Annotated in this window: 27 protein-coding genes; 5 read left to right on the forward strand and 22 right to left on the reverse strand. The window is 62.0% G+C overall.

Annotation, left to right across the window (positions count from 1 at the left end; genetic code table 11):
- The 3 genes from plsX to ACO07C_RS07040 form a co-directional block, all read right to left on the reverse strand.
- Entirely contained in the window at window positions 1-1,071 is a 1,071-nt protein-coding gene (plsX, locus tag ACO07C_RS07030) for a phosphate acyltransferase PlsX (protein ID WP_421913466.1), read from the reverse strand.
- 101 nt (window positions 1,072-1,172) lie between these two features.
- Entirely contained in the window at window positions 1,173-1,721 is a 549-nt protein-coding gene (locus ACO07C_RS07035) for a YceD family protein (RefSeq protein WP_421913467.1), read from the reverse strand.
- A gap of 11 nt (window positions 1,722-1,732) precedes the next feature.
- Window positions 1,733-2,275: a ubiquinol-cytochrome C chaperone family protein gene (locus ACO07C_RS07040; protein ID WP_421913468.1), complete on the reverse strand. Its 543-nt coding sequence runs from the start codon at window positions 2,273-2,275 to the stop codon at window positions 1,733-1,735.
- 113 nt (window positions 2,276-2,388) lie between these two features.
- On the opposite strand from ACO07C_RS07040, the gene ACO07C_RS07045 reads away from it, so the two are divergent.
- The 3 genes from ACO07C_RS07045 to ACO07C_RS07055 all read left to right on the forward strand — a co-directional run bounded on the left by ACO07C_RS07045 (window position 2,389) and on the right by ACO07C_RS07055 (window position 4,628).
- Window positions 2,389-2,916, forward strand: coding sequence for an outer membrane protein assembly factor BamE (locus ACO07C_RS07045; RefSeq protein WP_421917452.1), 528 nt, complete (start codon window positions 2,389-2,391; stop codon window positions 2,914-2,916).
- A 164-nt stretch (window positions 2,917-3,080) separates the two neighbouring features.
- Window positions 3,081-3,626: a dTDP-4-dehydrorhamnose 3,5-epimerase gene (locus ACO07C_RS07050; RefSeq protein ID WP_421913469.1), complete on the forward strand. Its 546-nt coding sequence runs from the start codon at window positions 3,081-3,083 to the stop codon at window positions 3,624-3,626.
- A gap of 51 nt (window positions 3,627-3,677) precedes the next feature.
- Window positions 3,678-4,628, forward strand: coding sequence for a glycosyltransferase family 2 protein (locus ACO07C_RS07055; RefSeq protein ID WP_421913470.1), 951 nt, complete (start codon window positions 3,678-3,680; stop codon window positions 4,626-4,628).
- A gap of 111 nt (window positions 4,629-4,739) precedes the next feature.
- On the opposite strand, the gene ACO07C_RS07060 is transcribed toward ACO07C_RS07055, so the two are convergent.
- From ACO07C_RS07060 to ACO07C_RS07135, 16 genes are all read right to left on the reverse strand, one after another.
- Window positions 4,740-6,884 (reverse strand): sodium-translocating pyrophosphatase, encoded by a 2,145-nt coding sequence (locus ACO07C_RS07060; RefSeq protein WP_421913471.1) that lies wholly within the window; start codon window positions 6,882-6,884, stop codon window positions 4,740-4,742.
- 311 nt (window positions 6,885-7,195) lie between these two features.
- Window positions 7,196-7,945, reverse strand: a complete 750-nt coding sequence (locus ACO07C_RS07065; protein WP_421913472.1) for an ABC transporter permease — start codon at window positions 7,943-7,945, stop codon at window positions 7,196-7,198.
- The gene (locus ACO07C_RS07070; RefSeq protein WP_421913473.1) at window positions 7,942-8,880 is read right to left on the reverse strand and encodes an ABC transporter ATP-binding protein; all 939 of its coding nucleotides are present in this window, start codon (window positions 8,878-8,880) and stop codon (window positions 7,942-7,944) included. Before ACO07C_RS07070 ends, ACO07C_RS07065 begins: the two co-directional genes overlap by 4 nt.
- Window positions 8,877-10,040, reverse strand: a complete 1,164-nt coding sequence (locus ACO07C_RS07075) for an ABC transporter permease (protein ID WP_421913474.1) — start codon at window positions 10,038-10,040, stop codon at window positions 8,877-8,879. Before ACO07C_RS07075 ends, ACO07C_RS07070 begins: the two co-directional genes overlap by 4 nt.
- Before the next feature lie 55 nt (window positions 10,041-10,095).
- On the reverse strand, window positions 10,096-11,007 hold the full coding sequence (gene osmF / locus ACO07C_RS07080; protein ID WP_421913475.1) for a glycine betaine ABC transporter substrate-binding protein OsmF: 912 nt from the start codon (window positions 11,005-11,007) through the stop codon (window positions 10,096-10,098).
- Between the two features lie 220 nt (window positions 11,008-11,227).
- Window positions 11,228-12,442 carry an MFS transporter gene (locus tag ACO07C_RS07085; protein WP_421913476.1) on the reverse strand — a complete coding sequence of 405 codons (1,215 nt, stop codon included), beginning with the start codon at window positions 12,440-12,442 and terminating at the stop codon, window positions 11,228-11,230.
- Window positions 12,439-12,939 (reverse strand): transcription antitermination factor NusB, encoded by a 501-nt coding sequence (gene nusB / locus ACO07C_RS07090; protein WP_421913477.1) that lies wholly within the window; start codon window positions 12,937-12,939, stop codon window positions 12,439-12,441. Before nusB ends, ACO07C_RS07085 begins: the two co-directional genes overlap by 4 nt.
- 2 nt (window positions 12,940-12,941) lie before the next feature.
- Complete coding sequence (locus tag ACO07C_RS07095) at window positions 12,942-13,397, reverse strand: 6,7-dimethyl-8-ribityllumazine synthase (protein WP_421913478.1); 456 nt, start codon at window positions 13,395-13,397, stop codon at window positions 12,942-12,944.
- Window positions 13,398-13,497: 100 nt separating this feature from the next.
- On the reverse strand, window positions 13,498-14,115 hold the full coding sequence (locus ACO07C_RS07100; RefSeq protein ID WP_421913479.1) for a riboflavin synthase: 618 nt from the start codon (window positions 14,113-14,115) through the stop codon (window positions 13,498-13,500).
- A gap of 5 nt (window positions 14,116-14,120) precedes the next feature.
- Complete coding sequence (gene ribD / locus ACO07C_RS07105) at window positions 14,121-15,251, reverse strand: bifunctional diaminohydroxyphosphoribosylaminopyrimidine deaminase/5-amino-6-(5-phosphoribosylamino)uracil reductase RibD (RefSeq protein ID WP_421913480.1); 1,131 nt, start codon at window positions 15,249-15,251, stop codon at window positions 14,121-14,123.
- A gap of 2 nt (window positions 15,252-15,253) precedes the next feature.
- Window positions 15,254-15,733 (reverse strand): transcriptional regulator NrdR, encoded by a 480-nt coding sequence (gene nrdR, locus ACO07C_RS07110; protein WP_421913481.1) that lies wholly within the window; start codon window positions 15,731-15,733, stop codon window positions 15,254-15,256.
- A 90-nt stretch (window positions 15,734-15,823) separates the two neighbouring features.
- Window positions 15,824-16,153 (reverse strand): GlpM family protein, encoded by a 330-nt coding sequence (locus tag ACO07C_RS07115; RefSeq protein ID WP_421913482.1) that lies wholly within the window; start codon window positions 16,151-16,153, stop codon window positions 15,824-15,826.
- A 52-nt stretch (window positions 16,154-16,205) separates the two neighbouring features.
- On the reverse strand, window positions 16,206-16,772 hold the full coding sequence (locus ACO07C_RS07120; protein WP_421913483.1) for a hypothetical protein: 567 nt from the start codon (window positions 16,770-16,772) through the stop codon (window positions 16,206-16,208).
- Window positions 16,773-16,878: 106 nt separating this feature from the next.
- Complete coding sequence (gene glyA / locus ACO07C_RS07125) at window positions 16,879-18,192, reverse strand: serine hydroxymethyltransferase (RefSeq protein ID WP_421913484.1); 1,314 nt, start codon at window positions 18,190-18,192, stop codon at window positions 16,879-16,881.
- 202 nt (window positions 18,193-18,394) lie between these two features.
- Window positions 18,395-20,041: a Na+/H+ antiporter gene (locus ACO07C_RS07130; protein WP_421913485.1), complete on the reverse strand. Its 1,647-nt coding sequence runs from the start codon at window positions 20,039-20,041 to the stop codon at window positions 18,395-18,397.
- A 111-nt stretch (window positions 20,042-20,152) separates the two neighbouring features.
- On the reverse strand, window positions 20,153-21,406 hold the full coding sequence (locus ACO07C_RS07135; RefSeq protein ID WP_421913486.1) for a L,D-transpeptidase family protein: 1,254 nt from the start codon (window positions 21,404-21,406) through the stop codon (window positions 20,153-20,155).
- 147 nt (window positions 21,407-21,553) lie between these two features.
- On the opposite strand from ACO07C_RS07135, the gene ACO07C_RS07140 reads away from it, so the two are divergent.
- Window positions 21,554-21,733 (forward strand): hypothetical protein, encoded by a 180-nt coding sequence (locus tag ACO07C_RS07140; protein WP_421913487.1) that lies wholly within the window; start codon window positions 21,554-21,556, stop codon window positions 21,731-21,733.
- 17 nt (window positions 21,734-21,750) lie between these two features.
- Here ACO07C_RS07140 and ldtR read toward each other — a convergent pair whose 3' ends face one another.
- From ldtR to ACO07C_RS07155, 3 genes are all read right to left on the reverse strand, one after another.
- Window positions 21,751-22,266: a transcriptional regulator LdtR gene (gene ldtR / locus ACO07C_RS07145; protein ID WP_008875359.1), complete on the reverse strand. Its 516-nt coding sequence runs from the start codon at window positions 22,264-22,266 to the stop codon at window positions 21,751-21,753.
- A 227-nt stretch (window positions 22,267-22,493) separates the two neighbouring features.
- Complete coding sequence (locus ACO07C_RS07150; RefSeq protein WP_421913488.1) at window positions 22,494-22,916, reverse strand: DUF6163 family protein; 423 nt, start codon at window positions 22,914-22,916, stop codon at window positions 22,494-22,496.
- On the reverse strand, window positions 22,913-23,956 hold the full coding sequence (locus ACO07C_RS07155) for an enoyl-CoA hydratase/isomerase family protein (protein ID WP_421913489.1): 1,044 nt from the start codon (window positions 23,954-23,956) through the stop codon (window positions 22,913-22,915). The genes ACO07C_RS07150 and ACO07C_RS07155 overlap by 4 nt, the downstream gene beginning before the upstream one ends.
- Window positions 23,957-24,134: 178 nt before the next feature.
- Between ACO07C_RS07155 and ACO07C_RS07160 the strand changes: the two genes are divergently transcribed.
- A complete protein-coding gene (locus ACO07C_RS07160) occupies window positions 24,135-24,962 on the forward strand; it encodes a DUF2066 domain-containing protein (protein WP_421913490.1) in 828 nt (275 codons plus the stop codon).
- Window positions 24,963-24,991: the final 29 nt, after the last annotated feature.

A 24,991-nucleotide genomic window follows, 5' to 3' on the forward strand; every position in this document is an offset into this window, starting at 1 on the left:
CTATTCCTTAGCGTCGTCGTCGACGTCGGATTTCCTGTTGGTCTGGGCATGCGGATTGCGCGCATGGAACAGATCGAGGTCCGCCTCGATGCGATCAAGCAGATTGTTGCGCACCATGTCGTATCCAAGTTCTATTGCCGCCGCAAAGCCGTCAGAATCCGCTCCGCCGTGGCTTTTCACCACGATGCCGTTCAGCCCGAGGAAAACGCCGCCGTTGGAACGGCCGACATCCATTTTCTCGCGCAGCCGGTCGAAGGCGCCCTTGGCGAAGACATAACCGATCTTGGCCATCAGCGTGCGGCTCATCGCGGCGCGCAGGTAGCCGGCGATCTGCCTCGCCGTGCCTTCCGCCGTCTTCAGCGCGATATTGCCGGCAAAGCCTTCCGTCACCACAACGTCGACGGTTCCCTTGCCGATATCATCCCCCTCGACGAAACCGTGATAACGCATGGAGGCCATATTGGCCTCGCGCAGCATGCGCCCGGCTTCCTTGACCTCCTCCTGGCCCTTGATTTCCTCGACGCCGACATTGAGCAGGCCGACCGTCGGCCTCTCGATGCCGAAAATCGAGCGCGCCATGCCAGTGCCGAGGATGGCGAAGTCGATAAGCTGATGCGCGTCGGCGCCGATGGTCGCGCCGACATCCAGCACCACGCTCTCGCCGCGCACGGTCGGCCAGATCGCCGCGATGGCAGGGCGGTCGATCGTTGCCATGGTGCGCAGGCAGAATTTCGACATCGCCATCAGCGCGCCGGTATTGCCGGCCGAGATGCAGGCATCCGCCGTGCCCGACTTCACGGCCTCGATCGCCTTCCACATCGACGACTTCCAGCGGCCATGGCGGAGCGCCTGGCTCGGCTTGTCGTCCATCCGGACCGATATCTCGCAATGGAAGAACTCGCTGATTTCAGCAAGCTTCGGATATTTGGCGAGTTCCGGGCGAACCTGTTCCTCGCGACCGTAGATGACGAAGCGGATGTCGGGGCGGCGAGTTGCAACCGTCATGAGCGCCGGGATGACCACGGCTGGTCCGTGATCGCCGCCCATGGCATCGATGGAAATCCTGATCACGCGGTATTCATCTCACGGTTTGCTGGGCGGTCGCCAAGGTTTGGCGAAAATAGCGGTTTTGGGCTTTCACACAACCGACTTTTCTCTGTTCGGGTCGCGTTTCAGGTTTTTCCCAACAGGGATCGGAGCTTTTGCTGAAATTCGTTCTCCGCGGATCCGGCTTCGTCTTTCGCTTCGACCGACGCGCCTTGCTTGCGCGGATAAGGGTCGATCGCAAGTCCAAAGAACTGCTCGGCGAGAGCGCCGACATCGATCGTGTCACCTGAGAAAGTCTCCGGGCTGTCCGGTCCGTCGGCATCGAGAAGAATTTCGCCGCCGCCTTCAAACCCCTGCCGCCCGAGCTTTGACGCCTCCGGCAGGAACAGGGCTTCGATCTCTTCGTCGATATGCGCTTCAACCGGGTCGAGGGTAACGATGCAGGCCTGGGTGATGTCGGCTTCGACACGGCCAGTGACTTTCACACCATTGCGCTTCCACGGAGCGACAAGGAGATCGGCGCGATACTTCTCGACTGAAAGCAGTTCGTGCTCTTCAGCCAACGCGGCGCGTTGGGCGACATCGGTCTCGATGACAACCGGCAACCCCTTTTGCGGCAGGCGGCCGACATTTGCCACGAAAGAGACGGGGCTTCGCGGGTCTGAATGTTTCATCGATTCACCTTTCAGCCCGTGCTCGCCACGGGAAACGCCACCGTCCCTGAAACAATCGATTCGGACTTTTGGGCCCTCAGTCCCTTGCTGGCTTCAACAACATAGCCTGCCAGTCGGGATGCTTCAGGCCAGGCATCGGAATCGGGCCTGACATTGCGCGCAAGGGCTGCGGCAAGCGCGTCACGGTCTTCACGTTCAAGCGCGTCGTCATAGGCGGTCGTGCGGCCATAGAACATTTTCGCCAGCTTTTTCATGCGCTTCGGCACGCCGACATCGCCAATCCCCAGTTCCCTCAGCGAATGGTCGACATCCAGGAAGAACTCATCGATCAGCACTTGCGCCACCTCCGCCGCGGCGCCGCCCTCGCCGCGCAGCCGGTGCTGGAAGAGGAACATATGCAGGGAAAGCATCTCGAAACGGCCGAGCGGAGTGTCAGGCACATTCCAGTCGGAATAAAACACAGTTTGCCGCGCCGCCGCCACGATTTGTGCGTAGAGCGCCTCGGTGATGGCGCGGTTGGCTTTGCGTTCGCGGCCAAAAAGGCGCTGGAACATTGGGGATGGTCTCCCGGGACCGTTTGTTGAAGTGGCCTTGTTGCATCGGCGAGCAAGCTGGTTTACCGGTTTTGCGGCCCAGCGCAAGTTGCGGCGATTTGAGGGAGTTGTTGTTGGGCGCGCTGAAATTCAAGTCGAACTTTTCGTCCGGTCCTGTCGGTGTGATTTCGCTGCTGGTTGCCGTGTCGGCGTTGTCCGCATGCAATTCGTCCAAGATGGTCGGCGACCTGAGCCCGAGCGAGACGTTCACCCAAGGGTACGTGATAGACCAGCAGTCCATCGATCTGGTGCCGGTCGGCTCCAGCCGAGAGCAGGTGCTTCTGGCCCTCGGCACGCCCTCGACAAGCGCGACGTTCGACAACGAAGCCTTCTATTACATTTCCCAGACACGCAAACGCTATGTCGCGTTCGACAAGCCACGCCTTATCGATCAGCATATTCTGGCGGTCTATTTCGGCGCGGACGGTCGCGTCACCCAGATTGCCAATTACGGCATGAAGGACGGCAAGATCTTCGACTTCATCTCACGCACGACGCCGACCGGTGGCAAGGATCAGAACTTCCTGAGCCAGATCATGAACGGCGCCAGCAAGCTGGCGCCCGGTATTCCTGGCGCCGGCGGCGACGCCGGCCCTCGCTGATCTTTAGGCTCTGAGGCATTAACATCTCAGGCAAACAAGAACCCGCGGGAGCAATCCCGCGGGTTTTTGTTTTTGCCAACAGCCCCGTATGTCCGACGCAGTGCCTGACTTGCCAGCCAACGGGCAAACTCGTATCAACGCCGCGCAACGGCTGGGGAGCCCTAATGAGCCACGAAAACCGCAAGGAACCGCAAGGATGGATGGCGACTGGGACGCCTGACCGGCAGACCGTCACGCCTGATTGGATGGCGATCGACGCTCCGGAAATAGACGGCGTTCAGGTCAAGGAGATCAGATCGGTTGCAACCTCCACCGGCTATCTGACGGAGATCTTTCGAGGGGAATGGGAGCTGGATACTCTGCCGGTTGGCCAAGTGTTCCAGCGCACACTCTACCCGGGATCCGTGACCGGATGGCACGCGCATGCGGTGACCCTGGACAGGCTTTTCTGCTGCGCCGGCAGCGTTCGCATATCGCTTTACGACGGAAGAAAGGCTTCGCCCAGTTTTGGTGCGCTCTGGCACAAGATAGTCGGCCCACTACGCCCGGCGATCGTCGTCATTCCGCCCGGTGTATGGCATGGCGTCACCGCGCTCGGGCCCGAGACCGCCCTCCTGCTAAATCTGGTCGACAAGGCCTATGCTTTCGAAGACCCGGATCACTGGCGACTGCCTCCGGACACGGACCTCATTCCATACAAACTGGTGTAAGCCTTGACGCGGCCCTGGTACGTCGCTCAGGCCAATCCCGGCGAGCCGCTTGTGTCGGTCGTGATCGCCACGCACAACCGTCCCGCAGCCCTGCGGCAAGCTCTTAGAAGCGTGGTGGCCCAGACCCTTCAGGACTGGGAGGTTCTGGTCATCGGCGATTGCTGCCGGCCAGACACCGCCGCCGTAATCTCTGAATTCAACGATGATCGCATCGGCTATATCGATCTCCCCGTGAATTTCGGTGAACAATCCGGACCAAACAACATCGGACTTGCCCGGGCGCGCGGCCGATTCGTTGCTTTGCTCAACCATGACGATCTCTGGTTCCCCGACCATCTCGCCGCGATGACCGGCTGGATCGATGCCACCGGCGCCGATGTCGTCATCGCTCTCGGTGCCATCATCCAGCCTACGCGGATGAAAGGCGATCCGCTCAAGACCCTGATCTACGGAATGGGCAAGAACGGTTTGTACGATCCGGTCGTCACGGCGGGATACGGGTCAGCACAGATGGTCAGGCGGGCATCGCTGGGTCGGCTCGGCCCATGGCGCCCTGCCAGCGAATGCTCGTGCGAAAGTTCGCAGGACTGGCTCTTCCGCGCCTGGCGAAAGGGAGCCGTGATCGCGACCATGCCGCACCTGAGCGTGCTCAGCATTTTCTCCGGCCAACGCAGTGGCAGCTATGTCGAAGACACGGCAATGGAACAGGAGGAGCTCATCGACGGCATGCGGATGCCGGACGACCTGCGCGTCAAAATTCTTGCCGCAGCCGAGGTTCCCGCTCGGCTGAAGAGATCCAGCTATCTCAAGCGCAGGCTTTGGGCCGCGGTCGGCATTCATCCAAGATCGATCGAGTTTCGCCGCAAATACGGACGTGGCGCCTTTGTCCCCAGGCTGCGAGAGATACGCGGCCTGCCTCCGATGCCTGAACGGGATCCGGGTGTGGACAGTCTGTTGGCGATCTACCGTAGTCGCGGAGAACGGAAAGACCCTGCAGGGTAACAAACGACACGCGCGGCGTCCGGACCCCGCGGCTGGAGCGTCGGATTGCCTGGAAATGGAAAACCCGTGGGAATCGCTCCCCACGGGTTTGTCATTGAAATCCTTGTCGGATCAGGCGCCGTGCGCGAGCACGGCCAGAAGCAGGAGCGCCACGATGTTGGTGATCTTGATCGCCGGGTTGACCGCCGGACCAGCGGTATCCTTGTAGGGATCACCGACCGTATCACCGGTCACGGAAGCCTTGTGCGCTTCCGAGCCCTTGAGATGCTTGACGCCGTCCTTGTCCACAAAGCCGTCCTCGAACGACTTCTTGGCATTGTCCCAGGCACCGCCGCCGGAAGTCATCGAAATGGCGACGAACAGGCCATTGACGATGACGCCGAGCAGCGAAGCACCGAGCGCGGCGAAGGCGGAAGCTTTCGAGCCCGATATCAGCAACACGCCGAAATAGACGACGAGCGGCGCCAGCACCGGCAGCAGCGACGGGATGATCATTTCCCGGATCGCCGCCTTGGTCAGCAGGTCGACAGCCCGCGCGTAGTTCGGCTTGGACGTGCCTGCCATGATGCCAGGATCCTCGCGGAACTGCCTGCGCACCTCTTCGACGATGGCCCCCGCCGCGCGGCCGACCGCAGTCATGGCGATGCCGCCGAACAGATACGGGATCAGGCCGCCAAAGATCAGGCCGGCGACAACGTACGGGTTGGAGAGGTCGAAAGAGACGTCGCCCATGCCGTGGAAATAGGGATATTTGTCGCCATTGGCGGCAAAATACTTCAGGTCGTTCGAATAGGCCGCGAACAGCACCAGCGCGCCGAGGCCGGCCGAACCGATGGCATAGCCCTTGGTCACCGCCTTGGTGGTGTTGCCGACCGCGTCGAGCGCGTCGGTCGAATGACGCACTTCCTTGGGCAAGCCGGCCATTTCGGCGATACCGCCGGCATTGTCCGTGACCGGACCGAAGGCGTCGAGCGCGACGATCATGCCGGCGAGGCCAAGCATGGTGGTGACCGCGATCGCCGTTCCGTAGAGACCGGCGAGTTGGTAGGTCGAGATGATGCCGCCGACGATGACGATCGCCGGCAGTGCCGTCGATTCCAGCGAGACAGCCAGCCCCTGGATGACGTTGGTGCCGTGACCGGTCACCGACGCCTGTGCGATGGAGTTCACCGGGCGCTTGCCGGTGCCGGTATAATATTCGGTGATCACGACGATCAAACCGGTCACCACGAGGCCGAGCAGGCCGCAGATGAACAGGTTCTTGCCGGTGATCGACATGCCTGCGACGACGCCGATCTCGCCCCAGCCCACGGTGGCCGAGGTGGCGACACCCAGGCCGACGATGGACAACAGACCCGTGACGATCAGGCCCTTGTAGAGAGCGCCCATGATCGAGCCATTGGCGCCAAGCTTGACGAAGAAAGTGCCAATGATCGAGGTGATGATGCAGGCGCCGCAGATAGCGAGCGGATACAGCATCACGGCACCGAGAATGGCGGTGCCACCGAAGAAGATGGCGCCGAGAACCATGGTAGCGACGACGGTCACCGCGTAGGTCTCGAACAGGTCCGCGGCCATACCGGCGCAGTCGCCGACATTGTCGCCGACATTGTCTGCGATGGTGGCCGGATTGCGCGGATCGTCTTCAGGAATACCGGCTTCGACCTTGCCGACAAGGTCGCCACCGACGTCCGCGCCCTTGGTGAAGATACCGCCGCCCAGACGGGCGAAGATCGAGATCAGCGAAGCCCCAAAGCCAAGCGAAACCAGAGAGTCGATAACGATGCGATCGTTGGGCTGCAGGCCCATGAAATGCGTGAGCACCAGATAATAGATCGAGACGCCGAGCAATGCGAGACCGGCCACCAGCATGCCGGTGATGGCGCCCGATTTGAAGGCAATGTCGAGGCCGGCGGCGAGGCTGTTCGAGGCCGCCTGCGCCGTGCGGACATTGGCCCGCACCGAAACGTGCATGCCGATGAAGCCGGCGGCGCCGGACAGGACGGCGCCAATCAGGAAGCCGATAGCGGCGGTGATTGAAAGCAGCCACCAGGCGAGCAGAAGCACGACCACGCCAACGATGGCGATGGTGGTGTATTGACGCGCCAGATAGGCTTGCGCTCCTTCGCGGATGGCCGCGGATATTTCCTGCATGCGTGCGTTGCCCTGATCGGACGCGAGAACCGAACGTGTCGCCCAGATGGCGTAAAGGACAGAAAGCAGGCCGCAGGCGATGACGGCGGAAAGAATTGTCATTGCCGGATTTTCCTCGATTGATGACCCAAAAGAACCCCTCCCTGGGCCGTTGAGACAGAGACCGGGTTCCGCGGGCGGAATCCGACCCATCGCATCGGTGTATGCGAAACAGGTTGGCGACCGTCAAGATATTGTTCAGTTTTTGCCCGGCTTTCGCCGCAATGCGTTCTTGCAAACCGATTGAATCCAGGTGGACGCGATAGGCTCGTTCCGGAACGGCGTGTCGCTGCCGTAAAAACGCCGGCGTTTGGCTGCCCGGAGGCCGCTGAGGGGCTAACTGCCCGCCGATTCGAATCCGTGAAAAAGACGCGTCATTCCGTCCCCTGCCCCATGCGCCGCGCCGCGTAACGCTCGACTGCCGACAGCCCGTCATAGATCAGCACGGCAAGGGCGGCGACGATGAGACCGCCTTGCAGAATGAAGGAGAGGTTGTTTGACAAGAGCCCGGCGATGATGACCTCACCCAGCGTCTTGGCCGCGACGGTCGAGCCGATGGTGGCAGTGGCAAGACCGATGACGACCGACAGTCTGATGCCACCGAGGATAATCGGCGCGCTGAGCGGCAGTTCGACCTTGATGAGCCTTTGCCAACCGGTCATGCCAGCGCCGCGAGCCGCTTCAATGACACTAGCCGGCAACGTCGTCAGTCCGGTGAGCGCATTCTCGAAGATCGGCAGCAGGCCATAGAGAAACAGGGCGATCAGCGTCGGCGTCTCGCCAAAACCGACGGCGGGCACGGCAAGTGCCAGCACCGCCACAGGCGGAAAGGTCTGGCCGATATTGACCAGACTGCGCGACAGCGGCAGGAATTCGGCGCCGGCCGGTCTGGTGACCAGGATGGCAAGCGCCACCGCGACAATGGTCGCCGCCACGGTGGCTATCAGAACGGTGCGCAGATGCAGCAGCGTCAGCGTCAGCAGACTGCCCTGGTTGTAGATCGCCGGCGCATTGTTCTCGGTCAGCGGCTTTAACAGCGGTTCAAACCAGCCCGGATTGGTCACGAAGGCAATAAGCAGCACAAGCAGGACAAGCCTGAGAAGCGCTGGCACCCAGGCTTTCATGCCGGCCTCGCCGCGCGCTTTACCAGTCCGTCGACCGTGACGCGACCAAGCGGCTGGCCATCAGCGCCTTTCACCGGCAAGGCGGGACGGCCGGACCACAGCAATTCAGCGAGGGCATCGCGCTGGCTGGCATCGCCGGGAATTGCTTCGCCTTCCGCGGGGCCACTTTCCACTGCGTCACGCACGCGCCCCAGGGACAGCAGCCTGAACGGGCGCTCACTGGCGCCAACCAGCGTTTCCACGAAGCTGCTTGCCGGGTTTGCCAGAATCTCCGCCGGACTGGCGTATTGCACCAGCTTGCCGGCATCCATCACGGCGATCTTGTCGCCCATATGCACGGCTTCTTCCATGTCATGGGTGACGAGAATGATGGTGGTGCCGAAGCGCTTCTGAATCGCCAGGAGGTCCTCCTGCGCCTTGGTGCGGATGATCGGGTCAAGAGCACCGAAGGGCTCATCCATCAAAAGCACATTTGGTTCAGCAGCCAGAGCCCGGGCGACGCCGACGCGCTGTTGCTGACCGCCTGACAATTCGTGCGGATAACGTGGCCCGAACTCTTGGGGATCGAGCTGGTAGAGGGTCATCAATTCTTCGACGCGGGCCTTGATACGGTCCCTGTCCCAGCCGAGCAGGACGGGCACGGTGGCGATGTTCTGCGCCACGGTGCGGTGCGGAAAAAGGCCATGGCCCTGGATGGCGTAGCCGATGCTCCGGCGCAGTTCATAAGCCGGAACAGAGCGATTGTCGGCACCGTCCAGCTTTATGACGCCCGATGTCGGCTCGACCAGACGATTGATCATCCGCAGCAGCGTCGTCTTGCCCGAACCGGACGTACCGACGATGACGGCGATGGTGCGCGGCTCGATCACCATCGAGACGTCGTCGACCACCGTTGTCGCATCGTAGCGCTTGGTGATGTGTTCGATCTCGATCATGCGGTTTCGACCCTGCGCTTGGTGGCGGTCATTTCGATCACTGCGTCGAGGATGATGGCGGCGGTGAAGGCAAGGGCGACCGTCGGCACGGCGCCCAGCAGCACAAGATCCATCGCCGTCTGGCCGACGCCCTGGAAAACGAAGACACCAAAACCGCCGCCCCCGATCAGGGCTGCAATGGTGGCGAGGCCGATGTTCTGCACCAGCACGATGCGAATGCCGGTCAGGATCACCGGAAAGGCGAGTGGAAACTCGACCCCGAACAGGCGCTGCCGATCAGTCATGCCCATGCCACGCGCCGCGTCGTTGGCCGCGCGCGGCACGCCGGCAAGGCCGACCACGGTGTTGGCCACCACCGGCAGCAGCGAATAGAGAAACAAGGCGACGAAGGCGGGCGCCGTACCAATGCCGCGAATGCCGAGCGCGGCGGCTCCCGGCACGTGCGTGGCCACCCAGCCGAGCGGCCCGATCAGTAGGCCGAAGAGGGCGATGGACGGAACAGTCTGGATGATGTTGAGCACGTTGAGCACGCCGGCCCGCAATTTTTCGACACGGTGGCACAGGATACCAAGCGGCAAGCCTACGATTACAGCCGCTGCCAGTGAGCCCAGCGCCAGTGTTACGTGCTTGGAACCTTCCGCCCAGAAACTGTCGGCGCGGTTGAAGTATTCCTTGAGGATCGACAGGCTGTCCCAGCTTCCCGACACCAACAGCAGACCGATCGCCGCCGCGGCAACGAGGAGCACGCCAACCCTGGCCAAGGGCGAGAGGTTGAGGCGGGTCAGGACATCGGCCAGCAGAATCGTAAAGGCAAAGATGAGCAGCCAGAAGCCCGAGGCAGGCGATACCCTTGCGAATGTATTGCCAGCCGGCGTCAGGAACTTCCCGGCAACGCCGATCAGCAGCGCGAGCGCGGCAAGCACCACGATGCTGGCGGCAAGGCGCGGAACGAGCGGCGTCTTGAACAGCGCGATGAGTACCGCGACAACGATGACCGTCAGCAGCAGCGGCCCTGCCGTCGGCGGCAACGCCTCGATAATCGAGCGTGCCGCGCCTGGTACGATACGATTGGCACGAAACGTGGCAAAGGGTGCCGCGAAGGCGGCGTAGGCTGCTATCGCGGCAATGACCACGCCAAGCTTGTCGAACCGGATACCCAAGCCATCCCCCGCCAATCGATCCGGCGCGCCACGAATGCGACGCGCCGGAATCGCTCTACTTCAGGAAGCCGTTCTTCTTCAGGAAGTCCTCGGCGACACCCTTGACCGGCTCACCGCCGACCTGCACACGGCCGTTGAGATCCTGCAAGGTGACAAGGTCGAGCTTGGCGAAAACCGGCTTCAGCAGCGTTTCGATTTCGGGATGGTCCTTCAGCACCGCCTCACGGATGATCGGCGCAGGCTGGTATACCGGCTGCACGCCCTTGTCGTCGTCGAGCACGACGAGGCCAGAGGGGGCGATACCGCCATCTGTGCCGTAGACCATGGCCGCATTGGCGCCGCTGGTCTGGTTGGCGGCCGCGGCAATGGTCGCGGCCGTGTCGCCGCCGGAGAGGGTGATCAACTGGTCCGGCTTCAGCGCAAAGCCGTAAGTGGTCTGGAAGGCTGGAAGGGCCGCCGCCGAATTGACGAACTCGGCGGACGCCGCCAGGACGACCTTGCCGCCGCCCGATACATACTTGCCGAAGTCAGACAGCGTGGCGAGCTTGTTGGTTTCCGCAACTTCCTTGCGCAGCGCGATCGCCCAGGTGTTGTTGGCCGGCGACGGCGACAGCCAGACGATCTTGTTGGCATCGTAGTCGAGCTTCTTGGCCGTCTCATAGGCCTTGGCCGCGTCCTTCCAAACCGGATCGTCCGCCTTCTGGAAGAAGAAGGCGGCGTTGCCGGTATATTCCGGATAGATGTCGATCTCGCCGGCGGTAATCGCCTTGCGCACCACCGGCGTGCCACCGAGCTGGATGCGATCGGTCGTCTTGATGTTGTTGGCGTTAAGCACCAGTTGGATGATGTTGCCAAGCACACCACCCTCGGTGTCGATCTTTGACGAAACCACAACCTGCGCGTTGGCCGAGGCAACGGCGAAGCCAAGCGCGAGAGCAGCGCTGGCCAGGAGTTTGATTGAACGCATTGTGAAATCCCTTGCTGTGAACCGAAGACCGGCTGGGCGCGCATATGATCACGGGTTCAGCGCCCCGTCGGGGTACAGGATTTCATAAGATGTGGGTCCAGCGCAATAATTTTGTCCCAAGAAAGCGATTCCCGCCCAAGCTTTCCTGTCAGCACCATGTCAGCAAAGGAGATGCGGAAAAAAGCCGCAGCTGCTTGATTGTGCACAGGCTTCGGGATTTTCAGCCGAGTTGGCGCGCGCCGTTCGCCCTGAGCGCGCCAAGCGCTACGAAGCAAAGCGCGGTTACTGGAAAGATCATCCAGTTCAGCATGGTCCAACCCCAGGCGTTATAGACCATGCCCGACATAAGCGACGCGCAGGCGACAGAACCGAACAAGACGAAATCGTGAAAACCCTGGAGCTTGCCCTTTTCCGACGGCCTGTAACTGGCGGCGACCATGGCGGTGGCACCGATGAAGCCGAAATTCCAACCAAGGCCAAGCAGGACCAGCGCCGTCCAGAATTGCCACAGCGCCAGACCCGACAAGGCAACGACGGCGCAGCCGATGAGCAGGATCAGGCCGGTGGCAACAATGCGTTCGGCGCCAAAGCGATGGATCATCGAGCCGGTGAAGAAGCTCGGCCCGAACATCGCCATGACATGCCAGGAGATGCCCAGCGTCGCCGCGTCCTCTGACAGGCCGCAGCCGACCATGGCCAGAGGTGCGCCGGTCATGACGAAGCTCATCAGCGCATAGCTGCCGACGGCGCAAAACAGCGCCGCGACGAAACGCGGCTGAGTGACGATTTCCACCAATGGCCTTGCGTCGCTGGTGGCAACATCCACCTTGCGCATCGCCTTGGCGGGCAGTCTCAGAAACGACAGGATGACGGCACCGGCCGCGGCCAGCGCCAGGATGGATGCGAACGACCCGGCAAACATGACGGGTGCAAACAGCTCGCGGGTAAAGATTACGATCTGCGGCCCGAGAACAGCGGTGATGATGCCACCGGCAAGCACGAAGGAGATGGCGCGCGCCTTGAACTCCGGCGGCGCATTGTCGGCGGCGGCAAAGCGGAACTGCTGCACGAAGGCGCCACCAACGCCAATCACCGCCAGGCCGAAGGCAAACAGCCAGAAGCTGCCGTGGAAAAGCGCCACGGTCGAGACCAGCCCGCCGAGCGCGGTGACGACTGTGCCGGTCATGAAGCCGTTGCGCTGGCCGAGCTTGCGGATGATGGCGGCGGCCGGCAGCGCGCCGAGTGCCACACCAAGATTGAAGCCGGTGATCGGCGCAGTCGCCAATGATTTGTCGGGACCGAGCAAATAGTGGCCTGCGAGCGCCCCCATGGATATGGCGATGGGGGCGGCTGAACCAATGATTGCCTGCGAAGCGGCAAGGATGATCGCGGTGCGGCGTGCTTCCCTGCCCGCTTGGGCAACGACAGCTGTCACGTGGCGTCCTTGCCGCGCCCCTCGCCGCGCACCCGGCGCGACACGCGGTCGAGCACGGCGTTGACGAGCTTCGGCTCGTCTTCCTCGTAGAATGCCTTGGCTATATCGACATATTCGGAGACGATGACCGCTACCGGCACATCGTCACGCTTCATCAGTTCATAGACGCCGGCACGCAGGATGGCGCGCAGTGTCGAGTCCAGCCTGGACAGTGGCCAGTCCTCTGTCAGTGCCTGACGGATGATCGGATCGACGGTCTTCTGGTTCTCGACGACCCCTGCCAGGATGGCGCGAAACCATTGAGCGTCGGCCTCCCGGTAAAGCGCGCCATCGACTTCCTTGCCCAGCCTGAACGCCTCGTACTCGGCGGTGATCTCGAAGACGCCGCTGCCGGCCACGTCCATCTGGTAGAGAGCCTGCACGGCCGCAAGACGGGCCGCACCACGCTTGTTGGCCTGGCGCACCGGTGGTCGGTCATTATCTCCGGATTGCGTCACGTTCAGGCCCCGAGCTGTTTTCGCACGGCAATCATGGTCAGGGCAGCCCTGGCGGCAAAACCGCCCTTGTCGCCTTCCGTGCGCCGTGCACGCGCCCAGGCCTGTTCATCGTTCTCGGTGGTCAGGATGCCGTTACCGATACAGATCGCTTCCTGGACTGACAGATCCATCAGGGCGCGCGCGGATTCATTCGCCACGATATCGAAGTGGTGGGTCTCGCCGCGGATCACGGTTCCAAGCGCGACATAGCCATCATATTCAGCGCCTTCGCCTTCGGCGGCGTCCAGCGCAAAGGAGATCACCGCCGGAATTTCCAGGGCGCCGGGCACGGTGACGATGTCATACTTGGCACCCGCCTCGTCGAGCGCGGCCTTGGCGCCTTCGAGCAGCGCATCCGCCAGATCATCATAGAAGCGCGCTTCGACGATCAGCAGCTTGAGTTTCTTGGTCTTGGGCATTTTGGGTCACGTCTCCGGAGGAGCGGGTGACTTAGGCCGAAGCCGCCCAGTTCGCAAGCTTTGTCCGACGGTCGGTGCGAGCCTAATTTCGATGAGTCCCCTAAAGGCCCTCTTTTGCGGCATCCGCCAGCCGCGCCGCGTAGCGGGCCATGGTGTCGATCTCGAGGTTCACGCGGTCGCCCGCCTGGCGCTCGCCCCAGGTGGTCACAGTCAGCGAATGGTGGATCAGCAGCACGTCGAAGCGCGTGCCCTCCACCTTGTTGACAGTAAGCGACGTGCCATCGAGTGCGACAGAACCCTTGGGCGCGATGAATTTCGCCAGTCCGCGCGGCGCCTCGAGCGTGAAGCGTACGGCATCGCCCTCTTCCTTGCGCTCGATGATCTCGGCCGTGCCGTCGACATGGCCCGAAACAATGTGGCCACCGAGTTCATCGCCGATCTTCAGCGCTCGCTCCAGATTGATCCGCGTGCCTGATTTCCAGCCCATGGCTGTCGTCAGCCTGAGCGCTTCTTCCCAGGCCTCGACCTCGAACCAGCGCGCGTTCGAGCCGCTCTCGGGCAAGGCCGTGACCGTCAGGCAGACGCCGCCACAGGAAATCGACGCGCCAATGGCAATCCCTTGAGGATCGTAGGCGGTGTCGATGCGCAGACCCACCCCTTCCCTCAGCGGTTTCACGGCTGAGACGGTGCCAACGTCGGTGACAATTCCGGTAAACATGTGCGTCAATCCTGGAAATCTCTTATCCACTCGGCGTAGCTGTCTTCGCCGAAGCGCATGTCGCGAAGCTTGCGAAAGCCTGGCGGGATATGGTCAGCATCGATGGGCGACGCAATCCCGTCTTCTCCGATCTCTTCGGGTCCATGGAACAGGATGATGCGGTCGACAAGCCCGTCGGCAAGGAAAGCCTTGGCCACCTTGGCGCCGCCCTCGACGAGTATGCTGGCCATACCAAGCGCGGCGAGATCCTCGAGCAGTTCCGGCAGCGCCACACCACCTTCATGCGTTTCCGTGCCGATGAACCGCACCCCGGAGCGTTCGAGTTCCGCCCGCCGCTGCGGATCGGCTTCCAGGCAAGCCGCGACATAGAGCGGAACGCGGTCGATGCCGGAAACCAGCTTCGAGGCAACCGGCAATCGGATCTGGCGGTCGAGCACGATGCGCGCTGGCGAGCGATTCTCCAGCCCCGGCAACCGCACCGTCAGCGCGGGATCATCTTCCAGCGCCGTGCCAACGCCCACCAGTATGCCATCCACTTCGGCCCGCAGCATATAGACTTCGCGACGTGCAACATCACCGGTGATGGCGACCTGCCCCGCACCTCTTACGCCGATCTTGCCGTTGCTGGAAAGCGCCAGCTTCAGAATCACTTCCGGGCGCTTTTTCAGCGATCGAATGAGATAGCCGGCCATCTGCTCGCTGGCTTCGGCTGCCAGCACTTTTTCGACGACTTCAACGCCTGCGGCGCGCAGGATGGCATAACCTTTGCCGGACACGCGCGGATCGGGATCGCTGGCGGCACCGACCACGCGCCCAATGCCGGCACTGACCAATGCGTTGGCGCAAGGCGGCGTGCGGCCGTGATGGGCACAGGGTTCAAGAGTGACATAGGCGGTGGCGCCACGGGCCAGTTCACCAGCCTCGGCCAGCGCTTCCGTCTCGGCATGAGGGCGGCCGCCGACAGCGGTAACGCCGGTGCCGACAATCATCGGACCGGCTCCGTCGTCACGCACGATCAGCGTGCCGACCGACGGGTTGGTCGAGGTCCTGCCCGCATTCCTGCGCGATAGCCTGAGGGCTGCCGCCATGAAGCGGCGATCGAGAGCCTGCTGCTCGGCGTTGCTCGGCCCTGCCATTCTCAGCCGACGTCCTCTTCGCCCTTGACCTCATCGCCCTTCAACTCGCCCAGCAATTCATGGAAATCCTTGGCCTCGCGGAAATTGCGATAGACGGAGGCGAAGCGCACATAGGCGACGTCGTCTAGCGACTTCAATGCGTCCATGACCAGGCGGCCAACCTCGCCAGAGGCGACCTCCGTCTCGCCGGAGCTTTCGAGTTGGCGCACGATGCCGGTGACCGCGCGGTCGATGCGCTCAGGATCGACATTGCGCTTGCGCACGGCAATCTCGACCGAGCGCAGCAGCTTGTCACGGTCAAACGGCACCTTTCGCCCGGATTTCTTCACCACCACGAGGTCGCGCAGCTGCACGCGCTCGAACGTGGTGAAACGGCCGCCGCAATCGGGGCAGACGCGCCGGCGGCGGATCGCCGCGCCATCCTCGGCGGGACGCGAATCCTTCACCTGCGTATCTTCTGACTGACAATAGGGGCAGCGCATGGAGAGCCTTTGGTTCGCGAATCTGACGGAGCGAAAGGCTTAGAGCTTTTTGCCGCAATGGCAAAGCATGGTGGAACAGCCTCCCACGCCTCAGAGATAGCGAGGCGCGAGGAAAATTGCGAGAGCAGCGACCAGCCAGACGGCGATGCCGCCCAAAACCGCCAGACGGTAATCAACCTTGTCGATGAACAACCAGCAGGCGCCAAGGAAGGCGAGATAGGCGGGGATGGTCTTGAAGCCAGCAAGGCAGGCCTCGCGGAAGCCAACTGGATTGCCCTTGGCGCCAACGGCGAGCAACGCGATAACCGCGAACGTCGGCGCCAGCGGCAGTATGCCAGGCAGGACATTGCCGCGTTTCGATGCCCAGACGATCAAGGCTGTGACCAGTCCGCCGATGACGCCTTTCCACAGGATATCCATCGCCAGTCCCCAAGTGGAGAAGCCGTTCAAACTTCGCTGACGCGCTGCGGTATCACGGCGTAACGTCGCGCGTGGGGAAGCCGCATGATGTGCCAAGGCTGCGATATGCCTTGGTGAAGCCGTCCATGGCGATGCTCGCCACCGGCTGCTTGCCAAAGACGACGTCGAGCATCGGTGCGTTGCGCATCGTCCGCAGAAGCGCAAGGCTGGTCTTGGGGTTGTTATCCATCATCCATTGGCGATGCGCTCCAGCGCCGCCGACCCCGCGAAACTTCGCGGGGACCTTGTTGTTGACGTCGTTGAAGGTGGCAGCGACGTTGTCGCCTGTCGGCAAGGTGTGGTTGTCAACCGCCAGCATGACGGCGGGATAGCCATTGGGCGGCAGCACGTCGCCATTCGAAATGCTCAACGTCAAGGTTCCAGGACTTCCTTGCGGATCGACAAAGGCGGTCGACGCCGCGCAGGTTTTTAGTGTGTCCTGGCCGGTGCTGATCTCATCGATGGTGACGGACCATCTGCCGAACGTCTGGGTCTTGGGGTCGGCGCGGGATGCGTTGGCGTAAAAGCACGCCAGGACGGCCATGGCGGCCAAAGCCACGGATCGCGACGGATTGCTCATCCGGTCATCTCCTCTTTTTCACTGAGGGTGCTGCACGGAAAACCAATACGCAAGCGGCGGCGCGCAAAAGCGCCGCCGAAGCAGAAGCATGCAGCCGGGATATCGCTCAGCCCAGGTACGGGTAGAGCGGGAAACGATCGGTCAGAGCCACCACCTTGGCCTTCACGGCGGCTTCGACCGCCGCATTGCCCTCGTCGGAATTCGCGACCTTCAGTCCGTCCAGGACTTCGGCGATCAGCTTGCCGATTTCGCGGAACTCGGCTTGGCCAAAGCCACGCGTGGTGCCGGCCGGTGTGCCGAGGCGCACGCCCGAAGTGACGAAGGGCTTTTCCGGATCAAAAGGAATTCCGTTCTTGTTGCAGGTGATGTTGGCACGGCCGAGCGCGGCCTCGGCGCGCTTGCCGGTAGCGTTCTTGGGCCTCAGGTCGACCAGCATCAAATGGTTGTCGGTGCCGCCGGAAACGATGTCGAGGCCGGTTTCCTTCAGGCTTTCGGCCAGCGCCTTGGCGTTGGCCGCGACACTCTCGGCATAGACCTTGAAGCTTGGCTTCAGCGCTTCGCCAAAGGCGACGGCCTTGGCTGCGATGACATGCATCAGCGGGCCGCCCTGCAGGCCGGGGAAAACCGCCGAGTTCATCTTCTTGGCGATGTCCTCGTCATTGCACAGGATCATGCCGCCGCGCGGGCCGCGCAGCGACTTGTGCGTCGTCGTGGTCACGACATGGGCATGCGGCAGCGGCGACGGATGGACACCGCCAGCGACCAGTCCGGCAATGTGGGCCATGTCGACCATCAGGTAGGCGCCGACAGCGTCCGCGATCTCGCGGAAGCGCTTCCAGTCCCAGATGCGGGAATACGCGGTGCCGCCGGCCAGGATCAGCTTCGGCTTCGTCTCGTGGGCGGTCTTCTCGATCGCATCCATGTCGAGCAGGTGGTCTTCCTTGCGCACGCCATAGGAGACGACCTTGAACCACTTGCCGCTCATGTTGACCGGCGAACCATGGGTCAGGTGACCGCCCGAATTGAGGTCGAGGCCCATGAAGGTGTCGCCGGGCTGCAACAGCGCCAGGAACACGGCCTGGTTCATCTGGCTGCCCGAATTCGGCTGCACGTTGGCGAAGTTGCAGCCAAAGAGCTTCTTGGCGCGCTCGATAGCCAGTTGCTCGGCCACGTCGACAAACTGGCAGCCGCCATAGTAGCGTTTGCCCGGATAGCCCTCGGCATACTTGTTGGTCATGATCGAGCCCTGCGCTTCCAGCACGGCACGGGAGACGATGTTTTCCGACGCGATCAGTTCGATCTCGTGACGCTGGCGACCGAGTTCGTTGCGGATCGCACCGAAAATCTCCGGATCGGCATCGGCAAGCGTGGTTTCGAAAAAGGACTCGAATTTGTTCGACACTGCCGCTGCTGTTGCCATCGCTTGAAATCCCTAGGGTTCGGAGGTCAGTTTTGTTTCGAGCATGTCGTTGACCCAAAACCGCTGCACACTTTTGGGCGACATCCATTAGGTTCGCCGCGCCATTAACACAGTTGTTTTCACCTCGCCACGTTTGCGGCGCGAAATTTGCTGGCCGGTTTGCGGCAGCAACCGCAAAACCGCCAAACCAGGGTTCAGTCTTCTATTTGCGCGACTGCCTGCCTTTCAACAGAGCCTCGGTGAGCGTGATCTCGGTAAACAGCGCTCGCGCCGTATGGTCGTTGATTTCGCGACGGCGAAGCATGGTGCGCACGGCCTCGCGCTCAGCGCCGATGCCGGCGAGCCTCAAATCGAGTTCCAGCCTCCCCGCTTCGCGCACTTCGGCTCGCGCTTCCTCCGCCTCGTCGGACGCAGCGATGCGCCTCTGATAGGCCGCGACAATGCCGTTGGCGGTGGCGAGCCTCGCGCCCGGCACCTCGCCCTCATGCTCTTCATCGGCCTGCGAAAGGCTTTCGATGTGAGCAATCGCGGCCTTGGCCGCGACGACACGAGCCATACGCTCCTCTGCGGCATCGGCATCCTCTCCAGGTTCAACGAGGCCGCGAGCGATCGCCGGCAAGGCAAGGCTGGCGATTACCAGCGAGCAGATGATGACGCCGGCTGCAAGGAAGATGACCAGATCCCGCGCTGGAAATGGCGAGCCATCCTGCAGTGTGAATGGTAGCGACAAGATGCCGGCCAGCGTGATCGCGCCGCGTACGCCGGCGACGGAACCAGCGAGCCGCACGCGCAACCCGAACGGCTCCGCCTTGCCCTTTCCCAGTCGCGCCGCGATGCCGGCGCCGATATCGCCAATCCAGATCCACACGAAGCGAAGCGCAATCAGGCACAGTGTCAGAGCCACCACCGTCAGCACCGGCTGGAGCACGGGATAATGGCCTGTGAGTTCCGGCGGCACCTTGCGGATAATTTCAGGGAGTTGCAGGCCTAGCACGATGAACAGCGCACCGTTGAAGACGAAGGAAAACGTCGTCCACAAAGAGATGGTCTGCATGCGCGCCGAAACGCCAAGAAAGCGGAAGATGCCCGTGCTTCCCGTCAACAGACCGGCGGTCACCGCCGCCAAGATGCCCGAGGCTCCGAAATGCTCGGCGCCGAGATAGGCGATGAAGGGCAGCAGAATCGTAATCAGCACCTGCGCCTCGGCCGGGACGCCGCCGATGCGGCTGAGCAGTTGCAGTGCCTTGGCAGCTATGAAGAGCGCCGCCACGCCGGCCAGGATGCCGACCGCCACGGCGTAAAGGAAACTCAGTGAGGCGCCGGCAAAGGAAAAGCTGCCGGTCAATGCCGCCGCCACGGCAAAGCGGAACATGACGAGGCCCGAGGCGTCGTTGAGCAGCGATTCGCCTTCCAGAATATGCATCAGCCGCGCGGGAACGATGCTCTTGTCGACGATTGATGAGACGGCCACCGCATCTGTCGGCGACAGCACTGCCGCAAGTGCGAATGCGACGACCAGCGGAATGCTGGGCACCAGCCAGTGCAAGGCATAGCCGAAACCGACGATGGTGAAGAAGACCAGACCTACGGCCAGGTCCAGGATCGGTCCGCGCAGCGCCATCAGTTCGCGCTTGGGAGCGCCAAAAGCATCACTGAACAGCAGCGGCGGAATGAACACCAGCAAGAAGACTTCGGGATCGATTTCGACATGCAGGCCGCGCGACGGCCACGCGAGCGCGGCGCCCATGGCAATCTGCAATACCGGCAAAGGCACTCGCACAAGCCGGACCAACGCGCCGGAAACCGCAACGAAGACCAGCACCACAAGGATGAAGACGGCAACTTGCATGACGCGATTCCGAAGGCGTTTTCCCAGACCATGCGCAAATCGCGCGGATCCGTCCAGAAAAAGCAAAAAAGGCCGCCTTGGCGGCGGCCTTTCTACAAAAAGATCAGATGCTTAGAGCGAAGACGTGATCTGCAGTTCGTTGGCGCCGTCGAGCGCGTAGACGTCGTCACGGAACTGCACCACACCCGGGCCTGTCGACCAGGCCGACAGATAAAGGAAGTGAACCGGCACCGGGTTGGTAACCTGGATCGGCGTGTTCTCGCCGGTCTTGATCGCCGCCTCGAAATGCTGGCGATCCCAGCCGGGCGTATCGCGCAGGATCCAGGTGACGAGATCGCGCACGTTCTGCACCCGCACGCAGCCCGACGAATCGAAGCGCATCATCTTGCCGAACAGGCTCTGCTGCGGCGTGTCGTGCATATAGACGCCATCCGGGCTCGGGAAGTTGATCTTCACGGAGGCCATGGCGTTGCCTGCGCCGGGATCCTGGCGGAAGCGATACTTTGCGGCATCGTCGGTCGACCAGTCGACATTCAGCGGATCGACCTCGCTGCCGTCCGGCGCGAACAGGCGGATATGGCTGTCCTTGAGATAGTTGGGATCCTTCCGCATCAGCGGAATGATGTCCTTGCGCACGATCGAGACCGGGGCATTCCAGTACGGATTGACGATGATCTCGTTGATCTTCGAATTGACGATCGGCGTCTGGCGATCGATCTTGCCGACGATCGCGGTGTGGCGAAGCACCACGCGGTCGTTTTCGACCGCCTCGACCTGGGCCGCCGGGATATCGACGAGCACATAGCGATTGCCCAGCGTGCCGGCCTTTTCGTGCAGCCGCTGCAGATTGGTCTGCAACTGGCCAAGCCGGACCTGCGCCGAAACATTCATCGCCGCATAGGTGTACTTGCCCATGGCGCCATCGGAAGGCAGGCCATGACGCGCCTGGAAGCGCTTCACGGCAGAGTCGACGTAGGAATCGAAGGCTGTCGAAATACCAGCACTCTGCGAGAGGTCGCCCGAGATCATCAAACGCTTGCGCAACGGCACAACATCAGGATCGTCGACGCCGAGCTGCAATTTCTTGGTATCGGGAACCGGCTGCCACCCGCCCTGCGCCACGATGTTCTGGTACTGGGTGATTGCCTGTTCGGTGAATGAAACGGTCTGCGGGCTGAAGATCGGCAGCGTCGACGCGACCTTGCCGCCCTCGCTGGCGCGAGCGTCAAACTGATCATCCCAATTGCCGCGCGCCGAGGATTTCAGGATATCCCCGATCACATCCTGGGCGCTTGCCGTGCCAGCGACCATGGCGGCTGCGAGCGCGGAGGCTCCGGAAAGGAAGAAACGGCGGCTGGTTCTCATGGACGTTCCAGACATTCTTGCTGCGGTTCGATCAGCGGACGACATCACCCGCACTCTAAAGTTGGCTGTGTTAAGAATTAACCAACCATGACCTGTATCACTTCGGCGTGAAACGCGCGAGGCGCGATGCAAGGTCCAGATGAATTCGTGACCTTCGCCACCACTTCACCCGTATCCTCGCTCACATTGGAATATGGCGGCAACGTGGCTTCAAGCCGATTTTGGGTCGGGGCATGCGCGGAAAAGAAAGGGCCGGTGCTTTTCGGCACCGGCCAGCGACTGGAGGTCTGTTTTTCGGCCGCGCTTCTGCAGGGCGGCTCCGATTGAAGTCGAGCCCACTCGCCTCACATGCGATAGGCGATGGTGTCGTTCCAGAAGCGGTCGAGGCGTTGCAGCGCGCGGTTCATCTGCTTGAACTCGTCCGTGTTGATACCGCCGACCTGCTCGATCGAACCGACATGGCGCTCATAGAGACCGGCGACGACTTCAGCCACCTCATTGCCTTTGGGCGTGAGCGAGACGCGGACCGAACGACGGTCGATGCGCGAGCGCTGGTGATTGATGAAGCCGAGATCGACCAGCTTCTTCAGATTGTAGGAGACGTTGGAGCCGAGATAGTAGCCACGCGAGCGCAACTCGCCGGCGGTCAGCTCCGAATTGCCGATGTTGAACAGAAGCAGCGCCTGGATGGCATTGATATCGGAGCGGCCATTGCGGTCGAATTCGTCCTTGATCACGTCAAGCAGACGGCGGTGCAGCCGCTCTACAAGCTGCAGCGATTCCATGTACAGGGAACGGATTGCCTCGCGGCGATCGTCGGATACGTTTGCGGTCTTCGCCGCCGGACGCGAATTGATCATTGTCTTTGCCTCTCGTTTGTCGCCTTGGTGATTTTTTGTTTTTCACCTTGATCGCGACACTATCGAATACTCATAAAATTCGACTTAAACGCTAGGGCTAACAAGAGCTTACCGGTAAGAGGTTTCGGAAGACGCTTAACGAACGGTCACCCGAGCAAGGATAATTAACCTAAAGATTTCGCCAACGATTCCGGAGCCAATTCCGGATGACCAGCATCCACAAGGGCTTACGGCCGAACCGGCCTTTTCTGCAGCCAGATGATGGTGCGGAACGCGATATAGAGCAGTGCGACAGCCGCATGCGAGACGACGATGAGCGTGCGGTGCCCGTACAAATCGGGGAATCCGGCATACATAACGGTCTCGGTAACCGCGCAGATGAACCAGATCACCGGCCCCCAGGACGCCAGCATCCATAGGCCGGCCGCGGCGAAGGGGAAGAAAACCGCCAGCACCACCGCCGTCACCTGCCAGTGCACCGGCATCAGGTCGAAGCGCCACAGCGGACCCGGATAAAAGCCGATCAGCTTGATCCAGTAGAGAACGCCGAACAGCAGGCAGTAGCCGGCGATGATGCGCTGGAACCAGGCGAACAGGACTTCGACCGTCGACGGCTGGAGCATGATGCGTCTCGATACGACCTCGCTCACAGTTCGAGCTCCCGTTCGCCGAGCGGGGCAAAGTAGGCATCGACGTCCGCGTCACCGACAGCTTCGAGATTTGCCGGATGCCATTGCGGAACCGAGCCCTTGTCGATGAGCACCGCGCGGATGCCCTCATAGAAATCGTGACCGGCCAGCATCCGGTTGAGGATGCGGAATTCCATTTTCATGCACTCGTCCATCGACAGCGTCTGGCCGGCGCTGATCTGGCGCCACGCGACACGGATGCTGGTTGGCGAGCGGGTCCTGATCGTCGCCAAAGTCCTTGCCGCGAACTCGTCAGTGACCGCCGCACGCTCCAGGCTATCGATGACGTCACTCAGAGACGCTTGAGAAAAATGCCGGGCGATCGCATCCAGAGTCCGCCTCTCGGTCTCGCGTTCTACGGAAACGAAATAGCCGCGCAGAACGGAGTCCGGATCACCTGTCTCGGTCAGCGCCGCGAGAATCCCAGCCTGATCCTCCGCCTTGATCGTGTGCGTCGCCAGCCCCGACCGCAGCGCGTCGCCATACCGGATGCGATTGCCGGTCAGGGCCAGATAGATACCGAAGCTGCCGCCGAGATCCGGTAGCAAATGACTTGCGCCGACATCCGGGAAAAAACCGATGCCGACTTCGGGCATCGCGAATTGGGCATTCTCGGTCATCACCCGGTGTGAACCGTGGAACGAGATGCCGACACCGCCACCCATGACAATGCCATTGATCAGGGCGACATAGGGTTTCCTGAGCCGGGCGATGTGGGCGTTGAGACGGTATTCATCAGCGAAGAAATCGACTGGCGGATTTCCGGCACGCCCGGCCTCGTAGACATGGAGAATATCGCCACCCGCGGAAAATGCCCGGCCTTCGGCCTTCACCACAACAACGTTGACGTTGGGATCGCGCTCCCAGGCATGCAGGGCCTTGTCCAGAGCCTTCACCATGCCGTGGGTGACCGCATTGAGCACCTGTGGCCGCGTCAATGTTACAACACCGGCCCTACCCAATCGTTCGAAGCGGATTTCGTCGCCTCCGCCAAAATCCATGGTTTAAGAATCCCTTCCCCGCGCCGTCGGGTCTGAAGTGCTAAAGGGTGGCGCATGGGCGCGTCAATGCCGACGGCCAATTCACGCGACCTTGGCTATGGCCAAAGCCCGGTGCTAGAAGTTGGCCGCCACGCAAACGGTGCGTCGATCAGGTGGCTTTCGAACCGGACGGTGAATGATGCCTGGGTTTTCACGATTTGTCTTTGCCCTGATCGGCATCATGGGCATATGCATAACGGATCACCCGGCATTTTCGGCAAGCATCGACGACCTCTACCAGACGCAGACCGTCGTGACCGGCCAGGGCGAACCAAACCGCCAGTTGGGCTTCAGAACGTGCCTCGACGCGGTTCTGCTTAAGGTGTCGGGAGACCAGCGGCTTCTCAAGAAACCGGAAATGGCTGCCTTGCGCGATAAGGCCGGCGGTTTCATCGCCAGTTTCCGTTACCGCGACCGGCTCGAGGGCATTCCTATCCACGACGAACAGGGCACGCACGACCGGCCGCACGATCTCACTTGCATCTATGATCCGGCAGCGATCAATCCAGTGCTTGCCTCGCTCGGAAGCGAACCATGGCTGACGAAGCGGCCGCGACTGGTGGTCTTTCTTGCCGCCGAGCAAGGCGCGAGGCATTTCGCGCTTTCCACGGATGACGAGCGCAGCGCACTGATGCGCGAATCCTTCACCAACGCCGCCACGCCGCTGGCGATGCGGATCGCGTTTCCGAAAGCATCGACGCTGCCGTCCGCGAAACTGGACGACAGGACGCTGGGGGACGCCGACATAATGGTGCTCGACAAGGTCGCGCAACAGAGCGGCGCCGACCAGGCGCTTGCCGGCACACTTGTGTGGAGCGACAAGGAACTGGGCTGGATCGCCAACTGGCGGCTCGCCAGGGACGGCAAGACCTACCGCTGGCAGGTGCGTGGCGTCAGCTTTGACGACGCGTTCCGCGTAGCGATGCGCGGCGCCGCGCAGATCCTGTCGGGCAACGGCCAGCCCTGACCGGCCGCTGCCGGTCATGAGCAGTGGCA

The organism is Mesorhizobium sp. (assembly GCF_965229135.1).
In the GTDB taxonomy this organism is placed as follows: Bacteria; Pseudomonadota; Alphaproteobacteria; order Rhizobiales; family Rhizobiaceae; genus Mesorhizobium.

Coding starts and splice junctions, on each gene's coding strand:
- ACO07C_RS07035 (WP_421913467.1), bottom strand. CDS start 1,721: ATGAAACATTCAGACCCGCGAAGCCCCGTCTCTTTCGTGGCAAATGTC.
- ACO07C_RS07040 (WP_421913468.1), bottom strand. CDS start 2,275: ATGTTCCAGCGCCTTTTTGGCCGCGAACGCAAAGCCAACCGCGCCATC.
- ACO07C_RS07050 (WP_421913469.1), top strand. CDS start 3,081: ATGAGCCACGAAAACCGCAAGGAACCGCAAGGATGGATGGCGACTGGG.
- ACO07C_RS07060 (WP_421913471.1), bottom strand. CDS start 6,884: ATGACAATTCTTTCCGCCGTCATCGCCTGCGGCCTGCTTTCTGTCCTT.
- ACO07C_RS07065 (WP_421913472.1), bottom strand. CDS start 7,945: ATGAAAGCCTGGGTGCCAGCGCTTCTCAGGCTTGTCCTGCTTGTGCTG.
- ACO07C_RS07070 (WP_421913473.1), bottom strand. CDS start 8,880: ATGATCGAGATCGAACACATCACCAAGCGCTACGATGCGACAACGGTG.
- osmF (WP_421913475.1), bottom strand. CDS start 11,007: ATGCGTTCAATCAAACTCCTGGCCAGCGCTGCTCTCGCGCTTGGCTTC.
- ACO07C_RS07095 (WP_421913478.1), bottom strand. CDS start 13,397: ATGCCCAAGACCAAGAAACTCAAGCTGCTGATCGTCGAAGCGCGCTTC.
- ACO07C_RS07100 (WP_421913479.1), bottom strand. CDS start 14,115: ATGTTTACCGGAATTGTCACCGACGTTGGCACCGTCTCAGCCGTGAAA.
- ribD (WP_421913480.1), bottom strand. CDS start 15,251: ATGGCAGGGCCGAGCAACGCCGAGCAGCAGGCTCTCGATCGCCGCTTC.
- nrdR (WP_421913481.1), bottom strand. CDS start 15,733: ATGCGCTGCCCCTATTGTCAGTCAGAAGATACGCAGGTGAAGGATTCG.
- ACO07C_RS07115 (WP_421913482.1), bottom strand. CDS start 16,153: ATGGATATCCTGTGGAAAGGCGTCATCGGCGGACTGGTCACAGCCTTG.
- ACO07C_RS07120 (WP_421913483.1), bottom strand. CDS start 16,772: ATGAGCAATCCGTCGCGATCCGTGGCTTTGGCCGCCATGGCCGTCCTG.
- glyA (WP_421913484.1), bottom strand. CDS start 18,192: ATGGCAACAGCAGCGGCAGTGTCGAACAAATTCGAGTCCTTTTTCGAA.
- ACO07C_RS07130 (WP_421913485.1), bottom strand. CDS start 20,041: ATGCAAGTTGCCGTCTTCATCCTTGTGGTGCTGGTCTTCGTTGCGGTT.
- ACO07C_RS07135 (WP_421913486.1), bottom strand. CDS start 21,406: ATGAGAACCAGCCGCCGTTTCTTCCTTTCCGGAGCCTCCGCGCTCGCA.
- ldtR (WP_008875359.1), bottom strand. CDS start 22,266: ATGATCAATTCGCGTCCGGCGGCGAAGACCGCAAACGTATCCGACGAT.
- ACO07C_RS07155 (WP_421913489.1), bottom strand. CDS start 23,956: ATGGATTTTGGCGGAGGCGACGAAATCCGCTTCGAACGATTGGGTAGG.
- ACO07C_RS07160 (WP_421913490.1), top strand. CDS start 24,135: ATGCCTGGGTTTTCACGATTTGTCTTTGCCCTGATCGGCATCATGGGC.